Consider the following 22,926-nt stretch of genomic DNA (forward strand, 5'->3'; position numbering starts at 1 on the left):
CGATTTATACGTCCCCAACGCAGCCGGAAACAGCATAGAATATGACACCCGAAAAGATGATTTTCTGCCAAAGCTGCGGCATGCCTATGACAACCCCGGAACATTTCGGCGCCGAAACCGACGGAAGTCCCAGCTCCGAAACGATCAAAAGAAAGGGCAAGGCGCTCGAAATCGGCTCGGAGCATAATTCCATGCAGCGTTCCGAGATCATCAATCCGTGTTCACGCCGGACGACACGCACCGCTGCGGGGAGATTCTGACTTGTCCACATCAGCAGTCCATCCAAGCTGTCAGGGCCGGAAAACCTCTCTTCCGAAGTTCAAATTCACGACACAACGCTGCAATGATCGCCACGGCGGGATATTACCGCTATAAGCCCGAAGAAAATTTATTCCCCGCCAAGTGCGAAAGTCGCCAACACGCCCTTATGATCCGTAGGCCAGACGCCGAGCGGTTCGATGAACGCATCTTCGCCCATCTCGCGAACCCGCTCGCTCCGCACGATCGACGACGACGGCCCCACGACCTCGACTCGCTTCGGCACGAAAACCCCGCCCGGCAGGTAATAGATGAAGTCGATGCGGTCCCGCTCGTCGGCATCGGGAGCCCATGTCAGTTTTTCGACCGCCGTCGCCGGATTGTCAGCGGGATAGGTGAAGCCCGGATGCGTCGCCGGATCGGGATGAAGCACCCGGTACACGTCGCGGAATCCGGCGTCATAGAGCCGCACGGAGCAGTCCCAGGGAACGACGCAACCGTTGTGATCCCACATTCCGCACGTCGCATCGGTCCAGTCCAGGTGCGACGGCTCGTTGAAATCCCCGGCGAGCAGGATCAGGTCGGCCCGCTCGCGGGCAACCTCTTCGAGAAACGCCGCGACGGCTTCGTCGCGTGTAGACGCACGGTTCATCCGCAAAACAGCCTCCGGATTGCCGTCCGGAGCCGACAATTTCTTCCACGTAACGCCGTCATAACCGCGCGGCAGGTAGCAGGCGTAATGCGTATAGTCCAAATGGGCCGGATAGAGCAGTACGTCGCGGCCCCCGACATCTATGCGCACCTTCATATCGACACCGCCCGGAACCGTGGATAGCCCCGTTACGACCTCTTTGATCGGATATTTCGACAACACACAGACATCGGTTCCCTGTACCCCGGTACAACGTCCCGAAGCTCCGTACCACGTCTGTCCCCGCCGTTTCAACGCTTCGACCAACCGTTCGGAAGTAACCCCATGATGGTTGTTGACTTCACACAAAGCGACAATATGCGCATCGAGGCGGACGATCTCATCAGTCAGGGCATCGAAAGCCCCCGGCACGACCGTAGCGTCGCCCCAGATGTTGAGTTGAAACACCCGCAGTTCGCAAGATTTTCCGCTGACGCAGCCGATACAGCCTAACAGCAGGAAAAGAATCAGATTGCGCATCATAACCAAATTCATCTTTTTGTAAATCCTCTCCGGACATGCCGGAGTCTTCGTCCGTCTCCCCCCCCCTTCCCGATAAGAAAACAAGAAAGCCGGCCCCTTTATCAGGGACCGGCTTGAAGAGGCGGCTACCTACTCTCCCACGGGAAAACCGCAGTACCATCGGCGTTAGTGAGCTTAACTTCTCTGTTCGGAATGGGAAGAGGTGGGACCTCACTGCTATAACCACCTAAAAGAACCTGTGCTTCAATGTATCGAAGCCGTGCGAATACCTTTCGATATAACCCGTCGCACCCGGTAAGAGTTGACATATCACGGAAATGAGATAAAGAATTGCTGTAAGAAAGCCGTTCGGGTAATTAGTACTGCTCGGCTTTGACATTACTGTCTTTACACCTGCAGCCTATCAACGTAGTCGTCTCCTACGCCCCTCAAGGGAAGACTTATCTTGGGGATGGCTTCGCGCTTAGATGCTTTCAGCGCTTATCCAAACCGAACGCGGCTACTCGGCGGTACACTTGGCAGCATAACCGATACACCGGAGGTTCGTCCAACTCGGTCCTCTCGTACTAAAGTCAGGACCCCTCAATCTTCCTACGCCCGCAACAGATAGAGACCGAACTGTCTCACGACGTTCTGAACCCAGCTCGCGTGCCACTTTAATCGGCGAACAGCCGAACCCTTGGGACCTTCTCCAGCCCCAGGATGTGACGAGCCGACATCGAGGTGCCAAACCGCCGCGTCGATATGAGCTCTTGGCGGCGATCAGCCTGTTATCCCCGGAGTACCTTTTATCCTTTGAGCGATGGCCAGTCCACACAGAACCACCGGATCACTATACCCTGCTTTCGCACCTGGTCGACTTGTTGGTCTCACAGTCAAGCACCCTTATGCTATTGCACTCTGCGCACGGTTACCATTCGTGCTGAGGGTACCTTGGGAAGCCTCCGTTACGCTTTTGGAGGCGACCACCCCAGTCAAACTACCCACCAAACGGTGTCCCCTTCGCAGGGTTAGAATCCAAGTACACAAAGGGCCGTATTTCAACGTTGACTCCACGAACACTGGCGTGCCCGATTCACAGTCTCCGGCCTATCCTACACATTGTGTACCCAAATTCAGCGTTAAGCTATAGTAAAGGTTCACGGGGTCTTTTCGTCCCGTTGCGGGTACCCGGCATCATCACCGGGACTACAATTTCACCGAGCTCACGGTTGAGACAGTGTCCAGATCGTTACACCATTCGTGCAGGTCGGAACTTACCCGACAAGGAATTTCGCTACCTTAGGACCGTTATAGTTACGGCCGCCGTTTACTGGGGCTTCGATTCAATGCTTCTCTTGCGATGACATCCCCTCTTAACCTTCCAGCACCGGGCAGGTGTCAGGCCCTATACGTCTTCTTTCGAATTTGCAGAGCCCTGTGTTTTTGATAAACAGTCGCCTGGACCTCTTCGCTGCGCCCTACTCGCGTAGGGACCCCTTTTCCCGAAGTTACGGGGTTAATTTGCCTAGTTCCTTAACCGTGATTCACTCGAGCACCTTAGGATACTCTCCTCGACCACCTGTGTCGGTTTACGGTACGGGTGACATATGCTTAAACTTAGAAGATTTTCTCGGAAGTCGACTTGGGTGAACTATCGGATTGGCCGTAGCCGCTCCGTACTGTCAGGTTTCAGCAAGGACTAACTCTTAATCTGTCCCTATACCTACGCCCTTTAACCGCCTATTCCGTCAGGCGGCGTCACTTACGTTCCTTCGTCTCTCCATCGAGGCATATGTCAGTATCGGAATATTAACCGATTGTCCATCGAGATCACCGTTCGGCTTACCCTTAGGACCCGACTAACCCTGATCCGATTAGCGTTGATCAGGAAACCTTGGTCTTGCGGTGTGCGGGTTACTCTCCCGCATTATCGTTACTCATGCCTACATTTGCTTTTCCATAAACTCCACCTATCCTCACGGAAGGGCTTCGACGTCAATGGAATGCTCCCCTACCGCACTCTCGTGCCCAGAACTTCGGTGGTATACTTGATGCCCGTTTATTATCCACGCTTTGCCGCTCGACTAGTGAGCTGTTACGCACTCTTTGAATGAATAGCTGCTTCCAAGCTAACATCCTAGCTGTCTCTGCAGCAAAACATCGTTAGATCAACTTAGTATACTCTTCGGGACCTTAGTTGCTGGTCTGTGTTGTTCCACTCTCGTAACCGGACATTAGCACCCGGTCGCTCACTGCTGTAAATCATACTACTGGCATTCGGAGTTTGTCAGGATTTGGTAGGCGGTGAAGCCCCCGCATCCAATCAGTAGCTCTACCTCCAGTAGACTCTCAATTACAACGCTGCCCCTAAAGGCATTTCGGGGAGTACGAGCTATTTCCCAGCTTGATTAGCCTTTCACCCCTACCCTCAAGTCATCGAGAAGCTTTTCAACGCTTATTCGTTCGGTCCTCCAGTTGGTTTTACCCAACCTTCAACCTGCTCAAGGGTAGATCGCAAGGTTTCGCGTCTACAACCACTGACTGGCCGCCCTGTTCAGACTCGCTTTCGCTTCGGCTCCGTGCATTCATGCACTTAACCTCGCCAGTGATTAGTAACTCGTAGGCTCATTATTCAATAGGCACGCCGTCACGGCACGAAGCCGCTCCGACCGGTTGTAAGCGTATGGTTTCAGGTTCTATTTCACTCCCCTGTTCGGGGTTCTTTTCACCTTTCCCTCACGGTACTGGTTCACTATCGGTCTCTTGGGAGTATTTAGCCTTACCGGGTGGTCCCGGCGGATTCAGACAGGATTCCTCGTGTCCCGCCCTACTCAGGATACTGCTATCGCATGACATACTTACCTGTACGGGTCTTTCACCCTCTATGGACGAACTTTCCAGAACGTTCCAGTTCATTGTCAATTGAATATTGCAGTCCTACAACCCCGGCTTTGCCGTAACAAAACCGGTTTAGGCTGCTTCCCGTTCGCTCGCCGCTACTTAGGAAATCGATGTTTCTTTCTTTTCCTCCTCCTACTAAGATGTTTCAGTTCAGAGGGTTGGCCTCCGTTGCCGGATGCCGGGTCTTCTACCCGGCGGGTTGTCCCATTCAGAAATCTCCGGATCAAATCTTGTTTGCAAATCCCCGGAGCTTTTCGCAGCTTACCACGTCTTTCTTCGCCTCCAAGAGCCTAGGCATTCCCCATACGCCCTTATTTACTTTCTTACAACTTCCAACACGGCCTATTGATTCCGTGTCGGAACTCTATCTCATCTCCTCAAATATGTCAATGTACGTCGAATCTTTCGATTCATGAGTGGAGGATAAGGGAGTCGAACCCTTGACCCCCTGCTTGCAAAGCAGGTGCTCTAGCCAACTGAGCTAATCCCCCGAGTGTTGCATCGGTGTAGTCCCGTGCGGACTTGAACCGCAGACCCCTACATTATCAGTGTAGTGCTCTAACCAACTGAGCTACGGGACTGTATCCGCGGGAAAACCCCACTCGAGTATAACATTAAAAATTACTGATTATTTCGAGAGAAAATCGCAGATCAATCTGTCTACGAAATAGTCGCACTCTCCAGAAAGGAGGTGTTCCAGCCGCACCTTCCGGTACGGCTACCTTGTTACGACTTAGCCCCAGTCACCGGTTTTGCCCTAGGTCGCTCCTTGCGGTCACGAACTTCAGGCACCCCCAGCTTCCATGGCTTGACGGGCGGTGTGTACAAGGCCCGGGAACGTATTCACCGCGCCATGGCTGATGCGCGATTACTAGCGAATCCAACTTCATGGAGGCGGGTTTCAGCCTCCAATCCGAACTGAGATAGGCTTTCGAGATTCGCATCCCATCACTGGGTAGCTGCCCTCTGTACCTACCATTGTAACACGTGTGTAGCCCCGGACGTAAGGGCCGTGCTGATTTGACGTCATCCCCACCTTCCTCTCGGCTTACACCGGCAGTCCCGCCAGAGTGCCCAGCTTGACCTGATGGCAACTAACGGTAGGGGTTGCGCTCGTTATGGGACTTAACCCGACACCTCACGGCACGAGCTGACGACAACCATGCAGCACCTAGTTTCCTGCCCCGAAGGGAAATCCTGTTTCCAGAATCGTCAGTAACTTTCAAGCCCGGGTAAGGTTCCTCGCGTATCATCGAATTAAACCACATGTTCCTCCGCTTGTGCGGGCCCCCGTCAATTCCTTTGAGTTTCATTCTTGCGAACGTACTCCCCAGGTGGATAACTTATCGCTTTCGCTTAGCCACCGACTGTGTATCGCCGACAGCGAGTTATCATCGTTTACTGCGTGGACTACCAGGGTATCTAATCCTGTTTGCTCCCCACGCTTTCGTGCCTCAACGTCAGATATAGTTTGGTAAGCTGCCTTCGCAATCGGTGTTCTGTATGATCTCTAAGCATTTCACCGCTACACCATACATTCCGCCTACCGCAACTACTCTCTAGCTCAACAGTATTAGAGGCAGTTCCGGTGTTAAGCACCGGTATTTCACCTCTAACTTATCAAACCGCCTACGCACCCTTTAAACCCAATAAATCCGGATAACGCTTGAATCCTCCGTATTACCGCGGCTGCTGGCACGGAGTTAGCCGATCCTTATTCGTACGATACTTTCAGCCGGATACACGTATCCGGGTTTACCCTCGTACAAAAGCAGTTTACAACTCATAGAGCCGTCATCCTGCACGCGGCATGGCTGGTTCAGACTTGCGTCCATTGACCAATATTCCTCACTGCTGCCTCCCGTAGGAGTTTGGTCCGTGTCTCAGTACCAATGTGGGGGGTTAACCTCTCAGTCCCCCTATGTATCGTCGCCTTGGTGAGCCGTTACCTCACCAACCAGCTAATACAACGCATGCCCATCCATAACCACCGGAGTTTTCAACCATAAGGGATGCCCCTCATGATGTTATGGGATATTAGTACCGATTTCTCAGTGTTATCCCCCTGTTATGGGTAGGTTGCATACGCGTTACGCACCCGTGCGCCGGTCGCCGGCAATTGAAGCAAGCTTCAATCCCGCTGCCCCTCGACTTGCATGTGTTAGGCCTGCCGCTAGCGTTCATCCTGAGCCAGGATCAAACTCTCCATTGTATAAAAATTAATGTATTGTTAGAGTCCTGACTATTCGTTTATCCTTAAAAGGAAATTGACAGATAAATACTACAATTTTTCTCTCAAAATAAAATCAGTAATTCAAAGAACCTTTTGGAAAAAGTCTCGCATTTTATAGTGCGAAAGGACTGCAAAGATAAGTCATCTTTTTTAATCCTGCAAATCTTTTTTCAAGAACTTTTGCATCTTTTGAAATTTCCTGATTCTACGCGGCTTTCAGCTCCTTTATTGTAAACTTTCAACCTTTGTAAGAACCGTTATTTCTCAAACGCGGATGCAAAGGTAGCGACTTTTTTCGAACCTGCAAATAAATCCGCATATTTTTTTTGAAAAATCGTTCATTTTATCCGAAAATGCCCTCTATACCTATATATTAATAAACAAAAACGGCAGGTCCCGAAAGACCCGCCGCAAGTATGCCGCACGTGCGCCCCTTCTCAGAGCCAACCGCCGTTCCCGGCCAGGCTGGGCCGCGAAACGATGGCGAACTCCCGCTCGATCGTCGTATCGCCGGCTTTGGCGGTGATCGTAAGCAGCGAAGTTCCCGTCTTGGAGCACTCGAACGTGATCTTCGTTCCGTTGAAAACAGCCGACGAGGAGCCGATTCCCAGGTTGGAGGGCGATGCAAATTTCGCCGACTCCAGCGCCACGACACTCTTGTCGCCGCCGAAATAGCGGGCAAAATCGACCGTAGCAGCCTCGCCCGTCTTCACATAAATGGCCGGCGTGCCTTTGATCGCAAGCAGCAGCTTCAGAGCGTCGATACAGCCGCCGCCCATCTTGTTTTTATAAACGGAGAGATCGGGAACAATCACACCGTCCCCCCTTTTTGAACCCGTAAAATAGTCGTCGATACCGTAAACGGAACTCAGCAGCAGCGCTTTGAACTCGGAAGGCGTATATTTCTTACCGTTCTGGGCCGCATAGGCAAGCCCCAGCGCCGCCACGCCCGAGACATGCGGGCAGGCCATCGAGGTGCCCTGCATAAAGCCGTATCCATACCAATAATCGTCGTCTTTACGGCCGTCCTGATAATCCATCGTATCGTCGCAAAGAATGGTGCTCATCACCATCCCGTTCGTATAATATTTCTTGTCGATAACGCTTTGGGCTGTATAGGCATCCCCGCCGGGAGCCGTGATATCGACCCACGAACCGTAATCGGTATAGTAAGCGGGCCGGAAGCCCCAATCCATCGAACCGACGGCAATGACCGGACCGTAAGCCGCCGGATAGACCGCAGCGTCCCCGTAAACATCGCCGTCGTTGCCGGCCGCAAAGATCACCAGTCCGCCCTGCAACGGGGAATCCGGATTCTTGGCCGCCGCACCCCGGATAAACGTGTCGATCGCATCGCGCATCGACCCGAAGCCCTGATTCCACTCCTTTTCGAATTGCTCCGGAGGTATCGGATTGCCGTCGCTGTCTTCCAGCAGATACCCCCAGCTGTTCTGGGCGATAACCGCACCGTTGGTCCAGGCATATTCGAACGCCTTGACGTTCTTGTTGGAGGTTTTGGCCCCCTCGCTGTTCCCCATGATCTGACAGGACATGATCTTCACGCCGCCCTGATTGCTCCGGCCGCCGGCAATGCCGCAGACGCCCCGTCCGTTGTTGTTCACGGCGGCGATCACACCGGCCACATGCGTCCCGTGATCGGCATAGCTCTCCGTGCCGTCCTCCTCCTTGGCGGGCGTCTTCCAGTCGAGCACCGAGGAGTTGTCCCAGAAATTGAAGCCGTGTTCCTGCGAATTTTTCGGATTGCTCCAGATGTTGGCCTTCAAGTCGGGATGGTCGGTCTGCACGGGCTCGTCGATCACCGCCACGATAATATCCTCACTGCCGGTGCAGAGCTGCCAGGCATCGAGCAGATTGATGTCGGCACCCGCCTTCGGCTGATCGAAATGCCGATTCGGGCCCGGATTGTCGTAATGCCACTGATACTCCAGCAAAGGATCGTTCATCGCCGCCGCGGCACGTGTTCCGCCCATTTTGCAGAGATTGTCCCCGGAAGCCGGAATGGCCGGGCCGACGCTCATCGGGCGGATGTATCTCGGATTGATCTGGTACTCCACGACAGCGACGCCAGGCAGCGCGGCAAAACGGCTGCCGATTTGTCCGAGATCGACACTTTCGTCGAACGAAACGCTGTACCAACGGTTCATGCCGGTTTCGTCGTAAATCTCCTCCCAATCGGGATTGTAGGCGACGATGCGCTCGAAACGCCCAGCGCCGATCTCATTCAGCAGCTCGTCGATCGTGCCGACGCCCGATCGCGTCACGGCTCCGCTGCGGGTGGCGGGCAGCTGCGCCTGCGCAACCGCGACAGCCTGCGCCATTTCGGGCGTGAGCTTTATGGAGATCTCCCCTTTCAGGGCGAGTTCGGAGGTAGGGGTCCCGACGATCCGGGGAGGGTTCGGGCCGGAGCCGCCGGAGAGTTCCGCCGGTTCTTTCGTACATGCAAACGCCGCAAACAGACATCCGATGAGTAGCAATCTCTTCATGATCCATCAAAATATTTAGATTTCAAAGGTATAATTTTTCTGCCAAAAGCGAGTCCCGCGGATGATAAAATCGAGCCGGAGCCGTTAAAAATAAGATTTTTTACTACTTTTGTCCACGACAAACCCCGGCTCCGGAAGGCGGTTCCCGGCAAAACCCGGTCAGCGTTCGGTCACGGAGGCGGCATAAACGATCCATACGGCGCGGAATACCACGTAATTATGAATTTCAAGAAAATATCGCTGTTCATCCTGTTGCTGCTCGTCGCAGACCAGGCTCTCAAAATCTGGGTCAAGACCCACATGCACCTCGACGAATCGATCATGGTCGTGCCCGACTGGTTCCAGCTGCGGTTCATCGAAAACAACGGCGCGGCCTTCGGCATGCACATCGCCTCGCGCGGCGGCTTCGATTGGGGCAAGCTGCTGCTGGGCATCTTCCGGATCGTGATGGTCGGGTTCATCGGCTGGCTGATGTACCACCTCGCCTGCAAGCGCAAGGATACGCCCAAGGGGGTGATCGCGGGTCTCGCGCTGATCTTCGCCGGAGCCATGGGCAACATCCTCGACAGCGCCTTCTACGGAGTGATCTTCTCCGAATCGACGCCCTACACCGTGGCGCAGTTCGGGGGCCATTACGCCGGATTCATGATGGGCAAGGTGGTTGACATGTTCTATTTTCCGCTGTTCCAGTGGAATGGCGTGCCGCGCCTGCTGCGCTTCCTGGTAGACAGCAACAACTACTTTTTCGGCGCCATCTTCAATCTGGCCGACGCCTACATTTCCGTAGCCGTAGTCTATCTACTTCTGTTTCAGTACAAATTTTTCAGCAAGTAGATTTTTTTCGAAAAAAGAGTTGTCGATTCAGAAAAAAGTATTACTTTTGCACACCGCAATTCCAGAAATGCCCAGGTGGCGGAATAGGTAGACGCGCACGTTTCAGGTGCGTGTGCCGCAAGGCGTGCAGGTTCGATTCCTGTCCTGGGCACCAGAAACCGCGTCAGACGAAAGTCCGACGCGGTTTTTCGTTTTCCGTGTCCGCATCGTGTCCGCATTTTCAAAATTCGAACAATCAGCTAACCAATAGAAAGAGAATTTTACCAATCCTTCAGAGGCAAATATCATACTCTGCGAAAAAGGATCATCATATAGAGGTAAATGAAATAGGGAAAATATACTGTTTCAGCAAACAGCACCCTTCATTTTGTCGTTAGAATCAACATCATTCGACAAAGAGTTAATAAACTTCCACCCAACCTATACCAACAAAAAGCCCGGATGATAGAATCACCCGGACTTCGCAAGTTCGGCAAATCAGCACACCGATTAGCCAACCGACAATCCTTATTCGATGGTCAGCGATGTTTTCAACGATTCCTCCCTGGCATTTGCCCCGACAATCACCTCAAACACACCGGGCGATACCCGGAATTCCCCACTCGCCACATCATAATGGCTGAAGGCATCCTTTCCCAAATGGACAGAGACGCGAGTTTTTTCGTCTGCCGACAACGTAACCTTCGCAAACCCTTTCAAGAGTTTGGCAGGTCGCGGTTCTCGAGGATTACACTCCGATACATAGACCTGAGGCACATCCGCAGCCCGACACTTGCCGACATTCCGGACCCAAAACGAGACATCGTAACCATCAGCTGCAGGCTGTATGGAGAGATCGGAGTAGGCAAACAGCGAATAGGTCAGACCGAATCCAAACGGAAACAGCGGAGCAAATCCGGCCGACCCGGCCGCCCGGTATCCCGAAAAAAGACCTTCGTAATAGACCGTATGGCAAAACGGATCCCGTTTCTGCGGAACGATTTCGTTTTTCCGCATCCCGTAATAGACTGCTGCGGGATTCCCTTCCAAAGTACCCCAGAACGTAACAGGCAGACGTCCCGACGGCGACTCCATACCGGACAATATCGACGCCAAAGCCCGGCCGCCCTCCTGCCCGGGATACCAAGCCATGACAACAGCCTCCACCTCGTCCAGCCAGGGCATTGCCACCTCTCCTCCCGAGTTAACCACAACCACCACGCGATCATTCAATCCCGCCACCCGACGAATCAGCTCATCCTGTCCTTCCGGAAGGGAGAACGTCCGGTCGAAGCCTTCGCCTTCCGTCTCCTTCGTAAAGCCGACACTCACCACAACTGCCGAAGCCCGCGACACGGCCTTTTCATCGAACGAACCGTCCGCTCCGAACCGGATCGTATCCACATGCTCTCGCCCCGCGACAGCACACAACCCGGAAAACAGTGTAGTGCTGCAACCTTCTATCGGCGTCACCTCGCCGCTTCCGCCGCCGAAGGGAATCCGATCGGCATTGGGACCGATAACCGCCACCCGTTTCAGAGCGGCCCGATCCAAAGGCAGGGCTCCCGCATTCTTCAACAGCACAGGTCCCTCCAGCGCCGTAGCATAAGCGATCCGACGGCACTCCTCGTTATCCAGCGGGAGCGCGGAATCAACAGCCGGACGATCGAGCAATCCGAACCGGATCAAGGTCGACAGGATATGGACGCACTTCTCATCCAACTGCCTTTCATGTACAATTCCCCGATCCAGGAGTTCGCGTATCATTTTGTAGTTCAGCCAATATCCCTTCGGCATCTCCAGATCGAGTCCGCTCTCCATGCATCCCAACGTCGTATAGGTCGACGTCCAGTCCGACATGACGATACCGTCAAAGCCCCACTCCTTCCTCAACACATCCGTAATCAGCCAGCGGTTTTCAGCCGAATGAATCCCGTTCAACGGGTTGTAACTGGTCATCACGGCTCCCACACCGGCTTTTTGCACGGCATCCTTGAACACCGGAAAATACAATTCGCGCAACGTGCGCTCGTCGACCACCGAATTGGTAGCATGACGGCGGTACTCCTGATTGTTGGCGGCAAAGTGCTTGATGGTAGCGATGACTCCGTTCTGCTGCATTCCCTCGATATAGCCGCAGGCTATCGCCGAAGCCAGCACCGGATCCTCGCCGTAATACTCAAAGTTACGCCCGCAGAGCGCCGAACGGTAGATATTGACCCCCGGACCCAGCATGATGCCGATGCCCCGGGCCCGGGCATCCAGGGCCAGTCCACGCCCCATTTCCCGAGCCAGATCGGGATTCCAGGTCGACGCCAACGAGATTCCGCACGGATAAAAGGTACTCCTCGTCTTGTTCCGCACGCCCTGCGGCCCATCGGCCATCCGAATCGACGGAATACCCAATCGCGGGATCGCAGCCGTATGGAAACCATCGACCTGCCCCGATACGAGCGAAGCCTTCTCCTCCAGCGTCATCTTCGAAACGAGCGATTCGGCGCGTTCCCGACAGGTCTGGGCAGAAACCGGAGCCAAGGCCATCTGCAAGCCCCCCAGAAGCATCAAAAGCAGTCTCTTTTTCATGGATCTATCTACCATTTGTCAATTTTACTCCACCGTCACAGCAAGCCAGCTTTGCGGATCCTCCGGGTTCTCTCCCTGCAACTCCTCCCAGTATCGCGGATGTTTCTCCGCCGAACGGGCCTTGTACCAGAAAGCCGGATGAATTCGCAACACTTCGCCACGCGCCGGTTTCCGGTCCATCCAGGACCAGGGAATGCGGACCCGAGCTGCAAATCCCAAATCCTCGTCGGCATCGGCATTGATCGACCCCGCGACCGCGATCTCGTCCGTCGTTCCGAAACGGAGACCTTGCCACGAATTCCGATCCAGCCGGTAAAACGCATAATCCCCGGACGGATTCACCGCCAACTTATAGACGTCATCCCCTTTGGACAACAAAATTACGGAAGCATCCGAATTTTCGACACTGTATGCGGTCAATTTATCCGTAAACACCCACGTATCGAACACGAAAGCCTCATCCGTACAGCCGAAATCATAAAAGACCTTCATCGGAACCGTCCGGCCCAGATACCAGCAGTCGTTGTTCTCGACATCAAACATCTCCGGCCCTACCAGCGAATCACCCACCCGGGTGAGGCTCCGAGCCCGGTTGACGCGGCCGGTCATGAGATGGCTCTTGCCCCGAACGACGGAATCTTCGGTATATTTTTCCGTTCCGGTGATCAGGACCCGATCGTTGTCCAGACAGTCCACGGAACCCCAATATCCGTCAAAGCCCGTCGTGGCAAACCCGAAATTGTCGGCCCGGACATCCCCGACAAACAGCCAACTCGACTGTCGGCCCTGGTATAAACCATTGGAAAGCAACAAGGTCTCTCCGGACGGAAGACGGCTCAGATAGGGGCCATACCCGATCAGGTCCTTATTGGCCTGTTTCTTCTGCGGATAAGCCGGGCCGCCATGCCGCAACAGACGGGCCGTATCCAAATGCCAGTTCTCTTCGGCCGACGTACGGACAATCATCGGCGTCTGATCCACAACATACTTTCCGCTCCAGACCTCGATGCTCATGGCGATGCTCCCATCCTGCAGCAACACGGCCGTCGGCATGCCATCGTAGCCGAAGCGGTCATCCTTCGTATACGAAATGATCTCATTATCCCCGATGCCGCACTCGGATTTTCCCTGCCAGGTCTCCCCGCCATCGAACGATCGGATGACGACAGTTCGCGGACAGGAGAGTCCGTTGACCACATTCTGGCTGGAGGTGATGTACATCTGAATCTCACCGCTCGGAAGTTGAAGCATCGCCGGCTCCCAGCAACGGCCCCGGTAGACCGACCGGGCCTTCGACCAGCTCCGACCTCCGTCGGAGCTGGTCATGATCCCCACGCCGCAATTCTCATTCGTATGGGCAAGATCGTTGTATCCCTTTTTGTATCGCCACTGATAGGCCAATAGGATGCGTCCGTCGTTCAGTTCGATGAAGTCCGGATTAGCATAGACCATTAGGTCCTCCCCCACGGTGGAGGTTGTCGAATACTTTTCCAGCAGAAGCTGTGCGTCACTCCAACTCAGCCCGCCGTCTTCGCTCCGCGAGACATAAATGTCCCAACCGAAGTGGTCGTTCATGAAGCAGAGCAGCAGCGACCCGTCACTCAGTTGCTTGACACGGGGATAATAGAGGTTGGGCTCCGTAGCGTCGCGGCCCTGCACGCGCATCTCGGTAAGCTGACGATGCGTACTGTACTCAAGGCTGATTCTGGCGGCCACCTCCCCGTTCCTCTCCCGGGTGCATCCGGACAAAAACGACAGGCAAACAACCAGCCCGGCCATCCATGCTTTTCTTCCATTCATAAAGCGTTCTGTTTTCGGGTTCGGAGGGCTATTTTTCAAACTGCTTCATGAACTCGTTTGCCCAGAGGTGATCCGGCTTCAGGCGCTGCACTTCGGCAAAGAGACGTTTCGCCTTCCCCCTATGTCCGAGTCCCAGATGACCGAGTGCCTGGGTATAATAGGCCGCCGAGTTGATAATATCGACCGTCACGCCCGTAGTTCCTTCAGCTCCGTAGAAATTAACGTGCTGTGTGACAACGGCAGCCTCGCCATCGGCAACCAGCGCCGAGAAGATGGCCTCCGCCTCCGCTTTCCGGCCCAGACGCTCCAGCGCAAGGCCCGTCCAGTAGCGGAAATCCTTGCTTCCCTTCAGTTCATAATCCTGTTCGGCGGCTAGTTTCCAATACTTTTCCGCCTCGGCATCCTGGCCAAGCGCGGCGTAAGCCTCTCCGAGACAATAGTTGATCTGCGCATCGTGCGTGGCCCGCTCGTCCACGAGGAACACCTGATGATTCTCCGGATAGGTAAACGCCTTCTTGTAAAGCGTCACGGCCTGTTCGACCTTACCTTCCGCTATCTTCTCCTCGCCGGCCAGGATCAACGCATCCACAAAGTTGTCATGGAAGTTGGCCACCCCTTCCCGCGTCGGGAAATAGCACCGGTCCAGAAGATCCAGCACATAGTCGTAATCCCCGACATAGGTACCCGTTATGACCTCCTGCGCCAAAGGATAATAGCGTTTCTCGGCTGTTGCATGGTGGCTCTTGAGCAGATCATAGCGTTCCTGAACGGGAGTCCCCAGGGCTTCCAGCACCTGATCGCACTCCTCCAGGTAAAGCGCCGCATCGGGATTCAACTCGATGGCTTTCCGATAACAGTCGGCCGACTTGGCGTAATCTTTCGTATGCAGCCAATGGGCCCAGCCGAGGTTCCGCCAGGCGAGATCGTTGTCCGGCTGTATCGCCACACACTTTTCCCACTCCCGGATGGCATTGTCGGGCTGAATGTTGTAATACAGATTGCCGAGGTAATAATAGGGCAGCGAAGAGTCCGAGCAAACCGACTTAGCCTTCTCCAGAACGGGGACCGTCTCAAGCCGGAACGGCGCGCAGTAACCGACCGGCAGCGACAAGGCCTCGCCAAAATAGCGATCCTCACCGGTCAGATAGCCCAGATACATCTTCACGGTCGGATACGGCACGCGGGCATCGATCTCCTTCAACAGATTGACGGCCGTATCTGTGAATCCATTGTGCCAATACTGAATGGCCAGTTCGAGGTAGGATTCCGGCTGTTCGCGCATAAAGCGCCGGAAGTCGTCGTGCGAAGCGGTTTCATGCAGCGCATAGGCATTGATCGGATCGTCGGCAAGCACGCGGTCGAAACATTGCCGCGCCTCCGCATCCCGGCCCAGGCTCTTCAGGACCGAACCTTTCAGATTCAGCGCCGTATAGTTACGGCCATTGTAGGCGATTGCCTCATCGAGCCGCTCCAGAGCCATGCCCCAGCGCTTCTCCTCCGAATACATCCGGGCCAGTTGCGTATTGGCCGCCGAATTATACGTATAATTCCAAGTCGCCCGATACAATGTATCGTAGGCAGCCTCGCGCTTGCCCTGTATCTGAAGAATCAGTCCCAGATTATACAGCGCCTCGACATCCTTCGGGCGGGTATAATCCTTCGTCAGACGCCGAATCGCCGTCCGAAGATACTTCGCAGCCTTGTCGTATTCGCCCCTCATCCGATAGTAGGAGCCCAGCACGGTATTGGTCCGGCTGTCCGAGGGATCCCGGCGGAGCACCTCCTCAAAATAATCAACCGGATTGACGAACGGGTTGTGGAACTGCAGGTTCCGAAGCCCCACGAGAAAACACTCCTCCGTGTTTTCGATCTGATGAGGCAGCAACGGCGGCTCAACGATCTCGGGCAGCGGAGAGTTCGCATCCTTGCGGACCGGCGTATAGGAGAGCATCCAGTTTCCATTCTCGTCCTTCAGGACCAATGTCAGTTCGTGATCTGCCACCCCGCTTGCCACGGCAACCGTATCAACCATCGGTTCGGCAGGAGACATTGCACCGCTGCGGGTGTAAAGAACTTCATCCCCATGGCGCAGTTCAAGGGTCAGTTTCGCATATTTTTCCGTAGCATTGGCCCCCACCAGAACCCGGTCCGACGACAGGCGGTCCAGGTTCAACGCAGCGTGGCGGCTACCGGCCTTCACGCCACCCATGTCCCGGATACCATACCAGTAATGGGTGAATTCCTTGCTCTCGTAGGGGAAACTCCAATTGTAATCAGGCTGGTTGTCGGAGTAGGCCCCCACCATCAACTCGCAATAATGGCCCGACGTATCAGTAAGAATCCGGGTGTCCCACTCGGAATTGGGGCCCCACAGCCAGAACTTGCCACCCTTGATGATGTTGTGATTGCCGACTAGCATCGTGCCAGCATGACGGCCGTGGTCATATCCGGCCACAAAATCCTCCTTCTGGTCATGGATGAACATCGAGTTGCTCATGTAATGGTTTTTCCACCAGCTTGCATCCACACCATTCTTGTAGAAGTCCATATCGTTGAAGGGTTCATGCGTAACGGGCCAGTGTGCAAACCAGTTTTTACAATGGAACGTCACGAACTCCGTGCTCTGCGGAAAACAAATCTGGTAATTCTCGTCGACCAGCGTCGATACATTCGACCAATAAAGCATCGAATTGTTATTCTGAGTGGAATTGATCAAACGTCCACTGATCTCCATATAGGATTTCCCCGGACGGAGCGTGATTCCGATCGCCCACTGCATCCGATGGCGATACTCAGTCTCGCCAAGCCAGATCGTCTTCGAGCCGTCGCGATTATCGACAATCCGCCAGTCACACGGAATATGGCTGGTCTGGCGGTGATGGTGGAAGGCATTCCACTCTACGCCACCACTGATCCACGCTCCGGTCATTCCCACATTGGCCGGCTTGACCACGCTGTTCCGGTAAAAGATGTCGTAACCGTTGGTCTTGTCGACGGCATACAACAACCGGCCTCCGATCTCCGGGAGTACGCACAACTTCACATACTCGTTCTCCATATAGAGACAATCGTAGGTCACATCCTTCTTCTTACGGGTCATATTGTCATTGAGCGGATAGGGATAGACACTTCTTTTGGCGCGCTGGTAGGACCAGTCCCGTTCAAAGATCGGGGCCTTTTCCGCCGGATCCAGGAGATAGGTCGGAAGCGTAATCGCACCCTCATAGGCTCGGACATCCTGAGCCGCACCCACACGAACCAAGGCTACGGTTACGGCCAGAGTCAATAAGAATCGTTTCATTGTTTTGTCTGTTATGGTTTATTGGTTTTCCTTTCTCTGATTAATTTTCCCACTCCCAGACCTGATCCTGCACCTGCAGGTCTTCGGTCATTCCCGACTCCGGGCCATCCGGTCCCGGAGCGACACTCCACAGGAACGCATTCACTCCGGAGCCTTCACAATAGAAGTAGAAGGGAGACTGATAAATCTTGCCGTCGTTGTAGGGGAGTTCCCTCTTGACGACCCTATTGCTTTGGGTATCGGCCTGCAGGCTGCCATCCGCACAGATCAACCGGACCTTCAGCAACCCGCGATGAATCGGATGCTCAAGCGCGAACGAATAGGAGACAACACAACCATACGGGCGTATTGCAAAGGAGGCCTCGCAGCGGGTTCCGTCCCAAGCCTCGATCTCCGAAACCTTTCGTTTCCATTCGCCGCCATCAAACCACTCCACGGTCCAGAAGACCGGTTGCTGACGCCCATAGAACGGAGCTTCGAAGGAGACCACACTCCCGGCATCGAGCGCTCCGACGGGGAATACGAACTCGAAATAATCCCCGGTCCAGATTCCCTTCACGCCGATCGAGCCAATGTCGCCCGTATTGATCAGTTCACGTCTCTGATAGAGCGTTGCACTGGGTGCCGAAACCTGATTCCACGTCGCATAGACCTGTTTCTGGGCAAAGCAATGCCAGATTCCCTGATTGTTCCACTCCGGCTGGTCGTCGCTGTAATTATAATAGCCGATACGGGCGGACGGATTCCGGCCCAGGGGGAAGCTAACCGGGAATTCACAGGGTAGGAACGGATCGGCTGACGGAACATAAGCCGACAGCGTCTCTCCCGCCCTCACGGAGAGTCCGGCATCAGCCGTCCCGGAGAGGATCGTGGAGGAGAGCGACTCACCCTCCGTCGTGCGGAAGCCGACCGGGATGCCGCCCGACGGGACGGTGAAGGGTTCGACGGCAACAGGCACAATCTGCGCCTGGTCGAGCGTCAGTCCTTCGCCGAAATCCATCATTACGCCGAGGAGCGACAATTCGGCCAACGTGACGCTCTTTTCAGCCACCAGATCGGCCGGAATCTCCAGTGCGAGAATCGAACACAGCGGGCGTTCCGAGACGGGAATCATCACCGTTTCGATCACCTGCTCCATGAACGTCTCCCCATAGACGGCCCGAACCGGGTTCTGGCCGTAGGTTTGGTTCTGCGAGACGCGAATCTCCTCGAATCCCGTTTCGGAATAGGGGCTGAACACCGTATAATGCAACCCGGCGTCGCCGTAACTGGCACAGATGCGGTCGGCATCGCTCTTCGGCACCAGCGACACCCCGTCGGCCGAGACCTTTGCGACGTACTTCGCCACACGGCCTTCGGTCAGCGAGACCGTACCTCCGTTGCGTCGGCACGTTGCCGTCACACCCATCTCCATGCCCTCCGTGACGGCACCCGCCGCATCGGACAGCACGAAACCGATCTGTTGCGGGAGATAGATCTCCCGGACCTCCCCCTCCTTGGAACATGATGCCAATGCCAGCACCATGAACAGACTTGCAAATATCCTTTTCATATCAATACAAACTCATATCGGTAAGTGTCAGCGGATGATCCGCGGCCGCATGGGCTGCATGGCGGCAGATCTCGACATTTTCGTCCGTCACCGGGATGGAATGCGCCGTGGAATGCTCCAGCTTCACATCGTATCGGTAGGTATTGCCCGAGAGATCGAGTCTAAGGCACGGCTCGAAGAGCGTATAGAAGATGGTGCAGGCTGCCGCATAACGGCTGACCCCGTAGTCGAGGTGGAAACCATCCCGGGAGAGATCCTGAACCGGATCATCGTTCAGACTCGATGTCCGCAGATTCTGGATGCAGGTTCCCGTGGCGATCACATCGTCGATGCAGGTACCATCCAGCACCTGCTGCGCAAAGTCCGTGATAGTCTCATACATCTTCATCTGATCCGAATCGAAATAGGTAGCCACTAAATCAGACTGTGCCGCAAAGGTCTGCGTCAACATGAACAATACGGTGGGACGCTTCTCCGGATGCGCTGCAAAGACCCGATCGATCAACGAATTGATATGTCCCTTCTCCTCCTCGGTCCAAGACCAGCAGCAACTGTTGCCCGTGTACTCCATGAAGGTCACGACATCCCAATCCTCGGCTTCGACGGCATATTTTAGGTTCGTGTCATACTCCTCGTCGCCGTCCCAGTCCTTTTCGCCCGGGCGCCAAGTCCGATACGAGCAGAAACGATCAGCCTCGTAGTTATCATCGTATTGCGGCAGCGTACAGCCTCCGTGATAGACCCGCCCTATGAGGACGCGCTGCGTTCCGTCGGCCGTGAGGATTCCCGGCAGGTGCGCTGTGGCATCCACATTGAAACTGTTGCCGACGAAGAGCACCTTGAGCAATCCCCGGTCCTTGGGCAGCGGCGGGTTGAACCGTTCGCGGATCTCGCTCGCCACCGGAACAACGCTGCTCCCCGCATAGTAATAAACATATTTGCCGCAATCCATGACGCATCGTCCGGTCGACACGATGTCGGTCTCACGACCGGCCACAATCAAGAAGCCGTCGGCGGAAACGGCAAGCGTCGGAGCCTCATACCAGGTATCGCGTACGTTCAGTTCGATATCGAGCTCCTCTGCCGCAGCGGTTCCCGCGGCGTAATGCACCAGCCGGCCCTCTGGAGACAAGGCCAGATAAGGGGTTCCGGCAGGCAAGGTGATCGAGGCGTTGCTTTGCAGAACAACCTCCAGACCCGCATCCGTACAGGTGAGTGCACGACAATAATCCATCTCCTCCGAAGCCTTTTCGAAGAAAGTCAGGTATTTTGCCGATTCCCCGGCAGAGACATTCTCCGTTGCCGCCCAGTCGGTTATTTCGACCAAGGTATCCTCTTTGCTGCAGCCCGGCGACAGAAGGATCACCAGTTGCGCCAGCAGGCTCAGCACCATCCAGTTACAGCATCTATTCTTCATACCACACAATATTTGAAGTGGTCGGTTGTACATTCGAAGCGGGATCGGCCAGGAATCCCGAGAAATTGTCGGCCCCGACACCCGCCGACACTCCATCTTCAGAGATCTCGCCCGCCACCTGCGTATCGGATGCGGTTGCAGCGGTCACGACATTGCCGAACAGAAGCCCGGTCAGAAGGGATTTGCCCGAAGGAGTCCAGGCCTCGATCCGGCTCTGAATGAGGCAGTCGCCGGCAAGTGTTACATCCCGGCGGGCAAAGCCCACGGCACCACCCGCAGCCCCGATGTAGTAAGTTGCATCTACGGAACGGACATCGCCGGAAGAGGTAGAGCCCGTGATCTCGGTTCCGGTTGCCAGACCAACAAGACCGCCCAGCGCCGTCGTATTCACGGCCGTAATCCATCCGCCAACAACGGCACCCTTGTTGTGACAGGAGACGATGCGCTGGAGCTGGTCGCCAACTCCGATGGCTGCACCCACGATACCTCCGGCAGCATCGAGCCGGGCCCCCGAAGAGTTCGGCATGATGCCTCCGCTGTGTCGGCACGAAACCTGAACGGTGCCTTCGTTCACACAATTCTCATAGCGCGTATCAAAACCGTTGACCTCGACATCGAGTGCCCTGCTGTCACCCGCCGCCGTGGTAAACCACGCCGCACTGCGGCCGAGAATACCACCCACCGTCGCCGAGCCATTGTTGGAGGCCGCTTTGTCCGCGTCGTCGGTCCGGATGACGTCCCCGTAGTTCTCGCAGCCCGTGAAGCGGACTCCGTTCATGTAGACGATGCCGCAGATTCCGCCGAATCCCGACCGGATCGGTGCGGCTCCGGCACACTGGATCGTCAAGTTGCCATGATTCTCGCAATCGACAAAGTTGCCCGCACGACACGTCTCATCGACATCGAGCTGCGTTGCCGTTGCGGTTCCGAGCACCGTATGGCCGATCGCCGCCAGGCCCCCGCCATAGAATCCGCTGGAGGCCGAAGCCGTCTGCGTGACGGTCACATTGCCATAGTTGATACACCGCTCCAGAGTCCCGCCATTCTGAGCGACAAGCGTCCCGAAGATCAGAGAGCCGGATACGGTCACCTCCGTATCGGCGGAGTTGGTGCAATCCCGGATCACGCCCAGGTTGACTTTGGCGATAACGGCGTTGCCTGCCGAGGCCGGATTGGCCATAGTGGTGAACGCCCCGTCGAAATTCAGATTCCGGACGACCCCCTTTTCACCAACCGTCGCAAAGAGAGGCCACACGTTCGCCCCGGCCGTCATCGTCTTGCCATTTCCCTCAAACGTCCCTTCGAACGTTCCGTTGGCATAGGCGAAATACTCCGGAACAGTAAGATCCGCCATCAGATTGACGGTCTGACCTTCAAAAGTTTCTCCCGCAGCGATCTTCTCGGCAAAGAGCTCCCAATCCGAGACACTGAAGATATCGTTCGATGAGGTGCCACCCTCCGGCTCGAAGGCGAAGCTCATGTCATAAATCCGACCGGCCGTTGCCGTAAAGGCGTTGACGCTCTTGCGGACCTGATAGTCCCCCGATACGTCTTTGACCTGCACCGTCAGACCGGCGGCATATTCCCCTGCCGGGATAGCGATCACCATCCGGGATCCCAGCGGAGCGCCCTGTGTCCCGCAGCGCAACTCGACCTGAGACGCGGCACTCTCCTGCGGCGTCAACGTCCAGAGATCAGAGCCATACGTTGCCTGAAAGGCTCCGCACAGGGCCGACCCGTCGTTGGCAGACAGTACCACCGCAGCGATAGGTTCCGGATCCGAGGCTTCGGAGAGCGTCACCCGCAAATAGGCCATGGCGTGCCGGAACCGGAGCGAAGCCCCGTCGGCAGCCTGGGCGAGCATGACGGCAGCCGCAGGATCGAACTGATCGGATTCGCTCCAGGTCTGAACGTTCGGCAGAAGGAGCGTCAATGCGCCGGATTCGTACTTCGAAACAACCGACGCAGGATATGCCGCATACAAGGCCGACTCAAACCCCTTCAGGAAGGTAAATTCCGCCGAGCGGCGGTCCTCCTGGATGGAGATTGACTCGGAAGCAATTCCATTGACAGAGATGCAGTCCGTCTCGTTCCAGAAGACGGCATAACTCGTTTCGTCCTCATTCGGGGACATCGAGGTTCGGGTGTCCGCAGCGCCCTCCTCAAGCGACGCCCGGATAACAAATCCGCGAGTTCCGCCACCGTCGTCCATCGCCTCCTGCTTCTGGCACGAAACGCCCGAAGCAAGCAGGAGAATCACCGACAGAGACTTCATTATCAATCTGTTCATATTCATTTTTTCCATTATTTTTCATTGCGAATCGAGTAGGGTTCGGGCATGGGCCGCCCTGAGGGGGTGCCGATTGGCTTGATCGGCACCCCCTCCGCACGGGATCAGGCTCCTGGTC

General features: G+C 55.3%; 10 protein-coding genes, 3 tRNA genes and 3 rRNA genes. 3 read left to right on the plus strand and 13 right to left on the minus strand.

Features of this window, described 5'->3' with window-relative positions:
* Positions 1-56 precede the first annotated feature (56 nt).
* A complete protein-coding gene (locus NQ519_RS04525; protein WP_227901169.1) occupies positions 57-260 on the plus strand; it encodes a zinc ribbon domain-containing protein in 204 nt (67 codons plus the stop codon).
* 128 nt (positions 261-388) lie between these two features.
* Here the strand turns inward: NQ519_RS04525 and NQ519_RS04530 are convergent, their stop codons facing one another.
* From NQ519_RS04530 to NQ519_RS04560, 7 genes are all read right to left on the minus strand, one after another.
* On the minus strand, positions 389-1,432 hold the full coding sequence (locus tag NQ519_RS04530) for an endonuclease/exonuclease/phosphatase family protein (protein ID WP_019152374.1): 1,044 nt from the start codon (positions 1,430-1,432) through the stop codon (positions 389-391).
* Between the two features lie 116 nt (positions 1,433-1,548).
* A 5S ribosomal RNA gene (gene rrf, locus NQ519_RS04535) occupies positions 1,549-1,662 on the minus strand.
* A 105-nt stretch (positions 1,663-1,767) separates the two neighbouring features.
* Positions 1,768-4,640: ribosomal RNA gene (locus NQ519_RS04540) — 23S ribosomal RNA — on the minus strand.
* A gap of 92 nt (positions 4,641-4,732) precedes the next feature.
* Positions 4,733-4,806 (minus strand) — tRNA-Ala (locus NQ519_RS04545).
* Between the two features lie 16 nt (positions 4,807-4,822).
* Positions 4,823-4,896: transfer RNA gene (locus NQ519_RS04550), tRNA-Ile, on the minus strand.
* A 103-nt stretch (positions 4,897-4,999) separates the two neighbouring features.
* Positions 5,000-6,527 (minus strand): 16S ribosomal RNA (locus tag NQ519_RS04555).
* Together the 16S, 23S and 5S rRNA genes with 2 tRNA genes alongside form the textbook arrangement of a ribosomal RNA operon.
* 458 nt (positions 6,528-6,985) lie before the next feature.
* Entirely contained in the window at positions 6,986-9,052 is a 2,067-nt protein-coding gene (locus NQ519_RS04560) for a S8 family serine peptidase (protein WP_019152343.1), read from the minus strand.
* A 219-nt stretch (positions 9,053-9,271) separates the two neighbouring features.
* On the opposite strand from NQ519_RS04560, the gene NQ519_RS04565 reads away from it, so the two are divergent.
* Both NQ519_RS04565 and NQ519_RS04570 read left to right on the plus strand, forming a co-directional pair.
* Positions 9,272-9,886 carry a lipoprotein signal peptidase gene (locus NQ519_RS04565; protein ID WP_019152342.1) on the plus strand — a complete coding sequence of 205 codons (615 nt, stop codon included), beginning with the start codon at positions 9,272-9,274 and terminating at the stop codon, positions 9,884-9,886.
* Between the two features lie 69 nt (positions 9,887-9,955).
* Positions 9,956-10,040: transfer RNA gene (locus NQ519_RS04570), tRNA-Leu, on the plus strand.
* Between the two features lie 353 nt (positions 10,041-10,393).
* On the opposite strand, the gene NQ519_RS04575 is transcribed toward NQ519_RS04570, so the two are convergent.
* Genes NQ519_RS04575 through NQ519_RS04600 form a run of 6 tightly spaced genes read right to left on the minus strand, consistent with a single transcriptional unit; the run spans position 10,394 to position 22,823 of the window.
* A complete protein-coding gene (locus NQ519_RS04575; RefSeq protein ID WP_161603996.1) occupies positions 10,394-12,448 on the minus strand; it encodes a beta-glucosidase family protein in 2,055 nt (684 codons plus the stop codon).
* A gap of 24 nt (positions 12,449-12,472) precedes the next feature.
* Positions 12,473-14,248: a sialidase family protein gene (locus NQ519_RS04580; RefSeq protein WP_147513254.1), complete on the minus strand. Its 1,776-nt coding sequence runs from the start codon at positions 14,246-14,248 to the stop codon at positions 12,473-12,475.
* 28 nt (positions 14,249-14,276) lie between these two features.
* Positions 14,277-17,549: a DUF5107 domain-containing protein gene (locus NQ519_RS04585; protein WP_026076832.1), complete on the minus strand. Its 3,273-nt coding sequence runs from the start codon at positions 17,547-17,549 to the stop codon at positions 14,277-14,279.
* 40 nt (positions 17,550-17,589) lie between these two features.
* Positions 17,590-19,101 carry a hypothetical protein gene (locus tag NQ519_RS04590; protein WP_147513253.1) on the minus strand — a complete coding sequence of 504 codons (1,512 nt, stop codon included), beginning with the start codon at positions 19,099-19,101 and terminating at the stop codon, positions 17,590-17,592.
* Between the two features lies 1 nt (position 19,102).
* The gene (locus tag NQ519_RS04595) at positions 19,103-20,518 is read right to left on the minus strand and encodes a DUF4886 domain-containing protein (RefSeq protein WP_161603995.1); all 1,416 of its coding nucleotides are present in this window, start codon (positions 20,516-20,518) and stop codon (positions 19,103-19,105) included.
* Positions 20,508-22,823, minus strand: a complete 2,316-nt coding sequence (locus NQ519_RS04600) for a GLUG motif-containing protein (RefSeq protein WP_019152336.1) — start codon at positions 22,821-22,823, stop codon at positions 20,508-20,510. Before NQ519_RS04600 ends, NQ519_RS04595 begins: the two co-directional genes overlap by 11 nt.
* Positions 22,824-22,926 lie beyond the last annotated feature (103 nt).

It is taken from the genome of Alistipes senegalensis JC50 (assembly GCF_025145645.1).
GTDB lineage: Bacteria > Bacteroidota > Bacteroidia > Bacteroidales > Rikenellaceae > Alistipes > Alistipes senegalensis.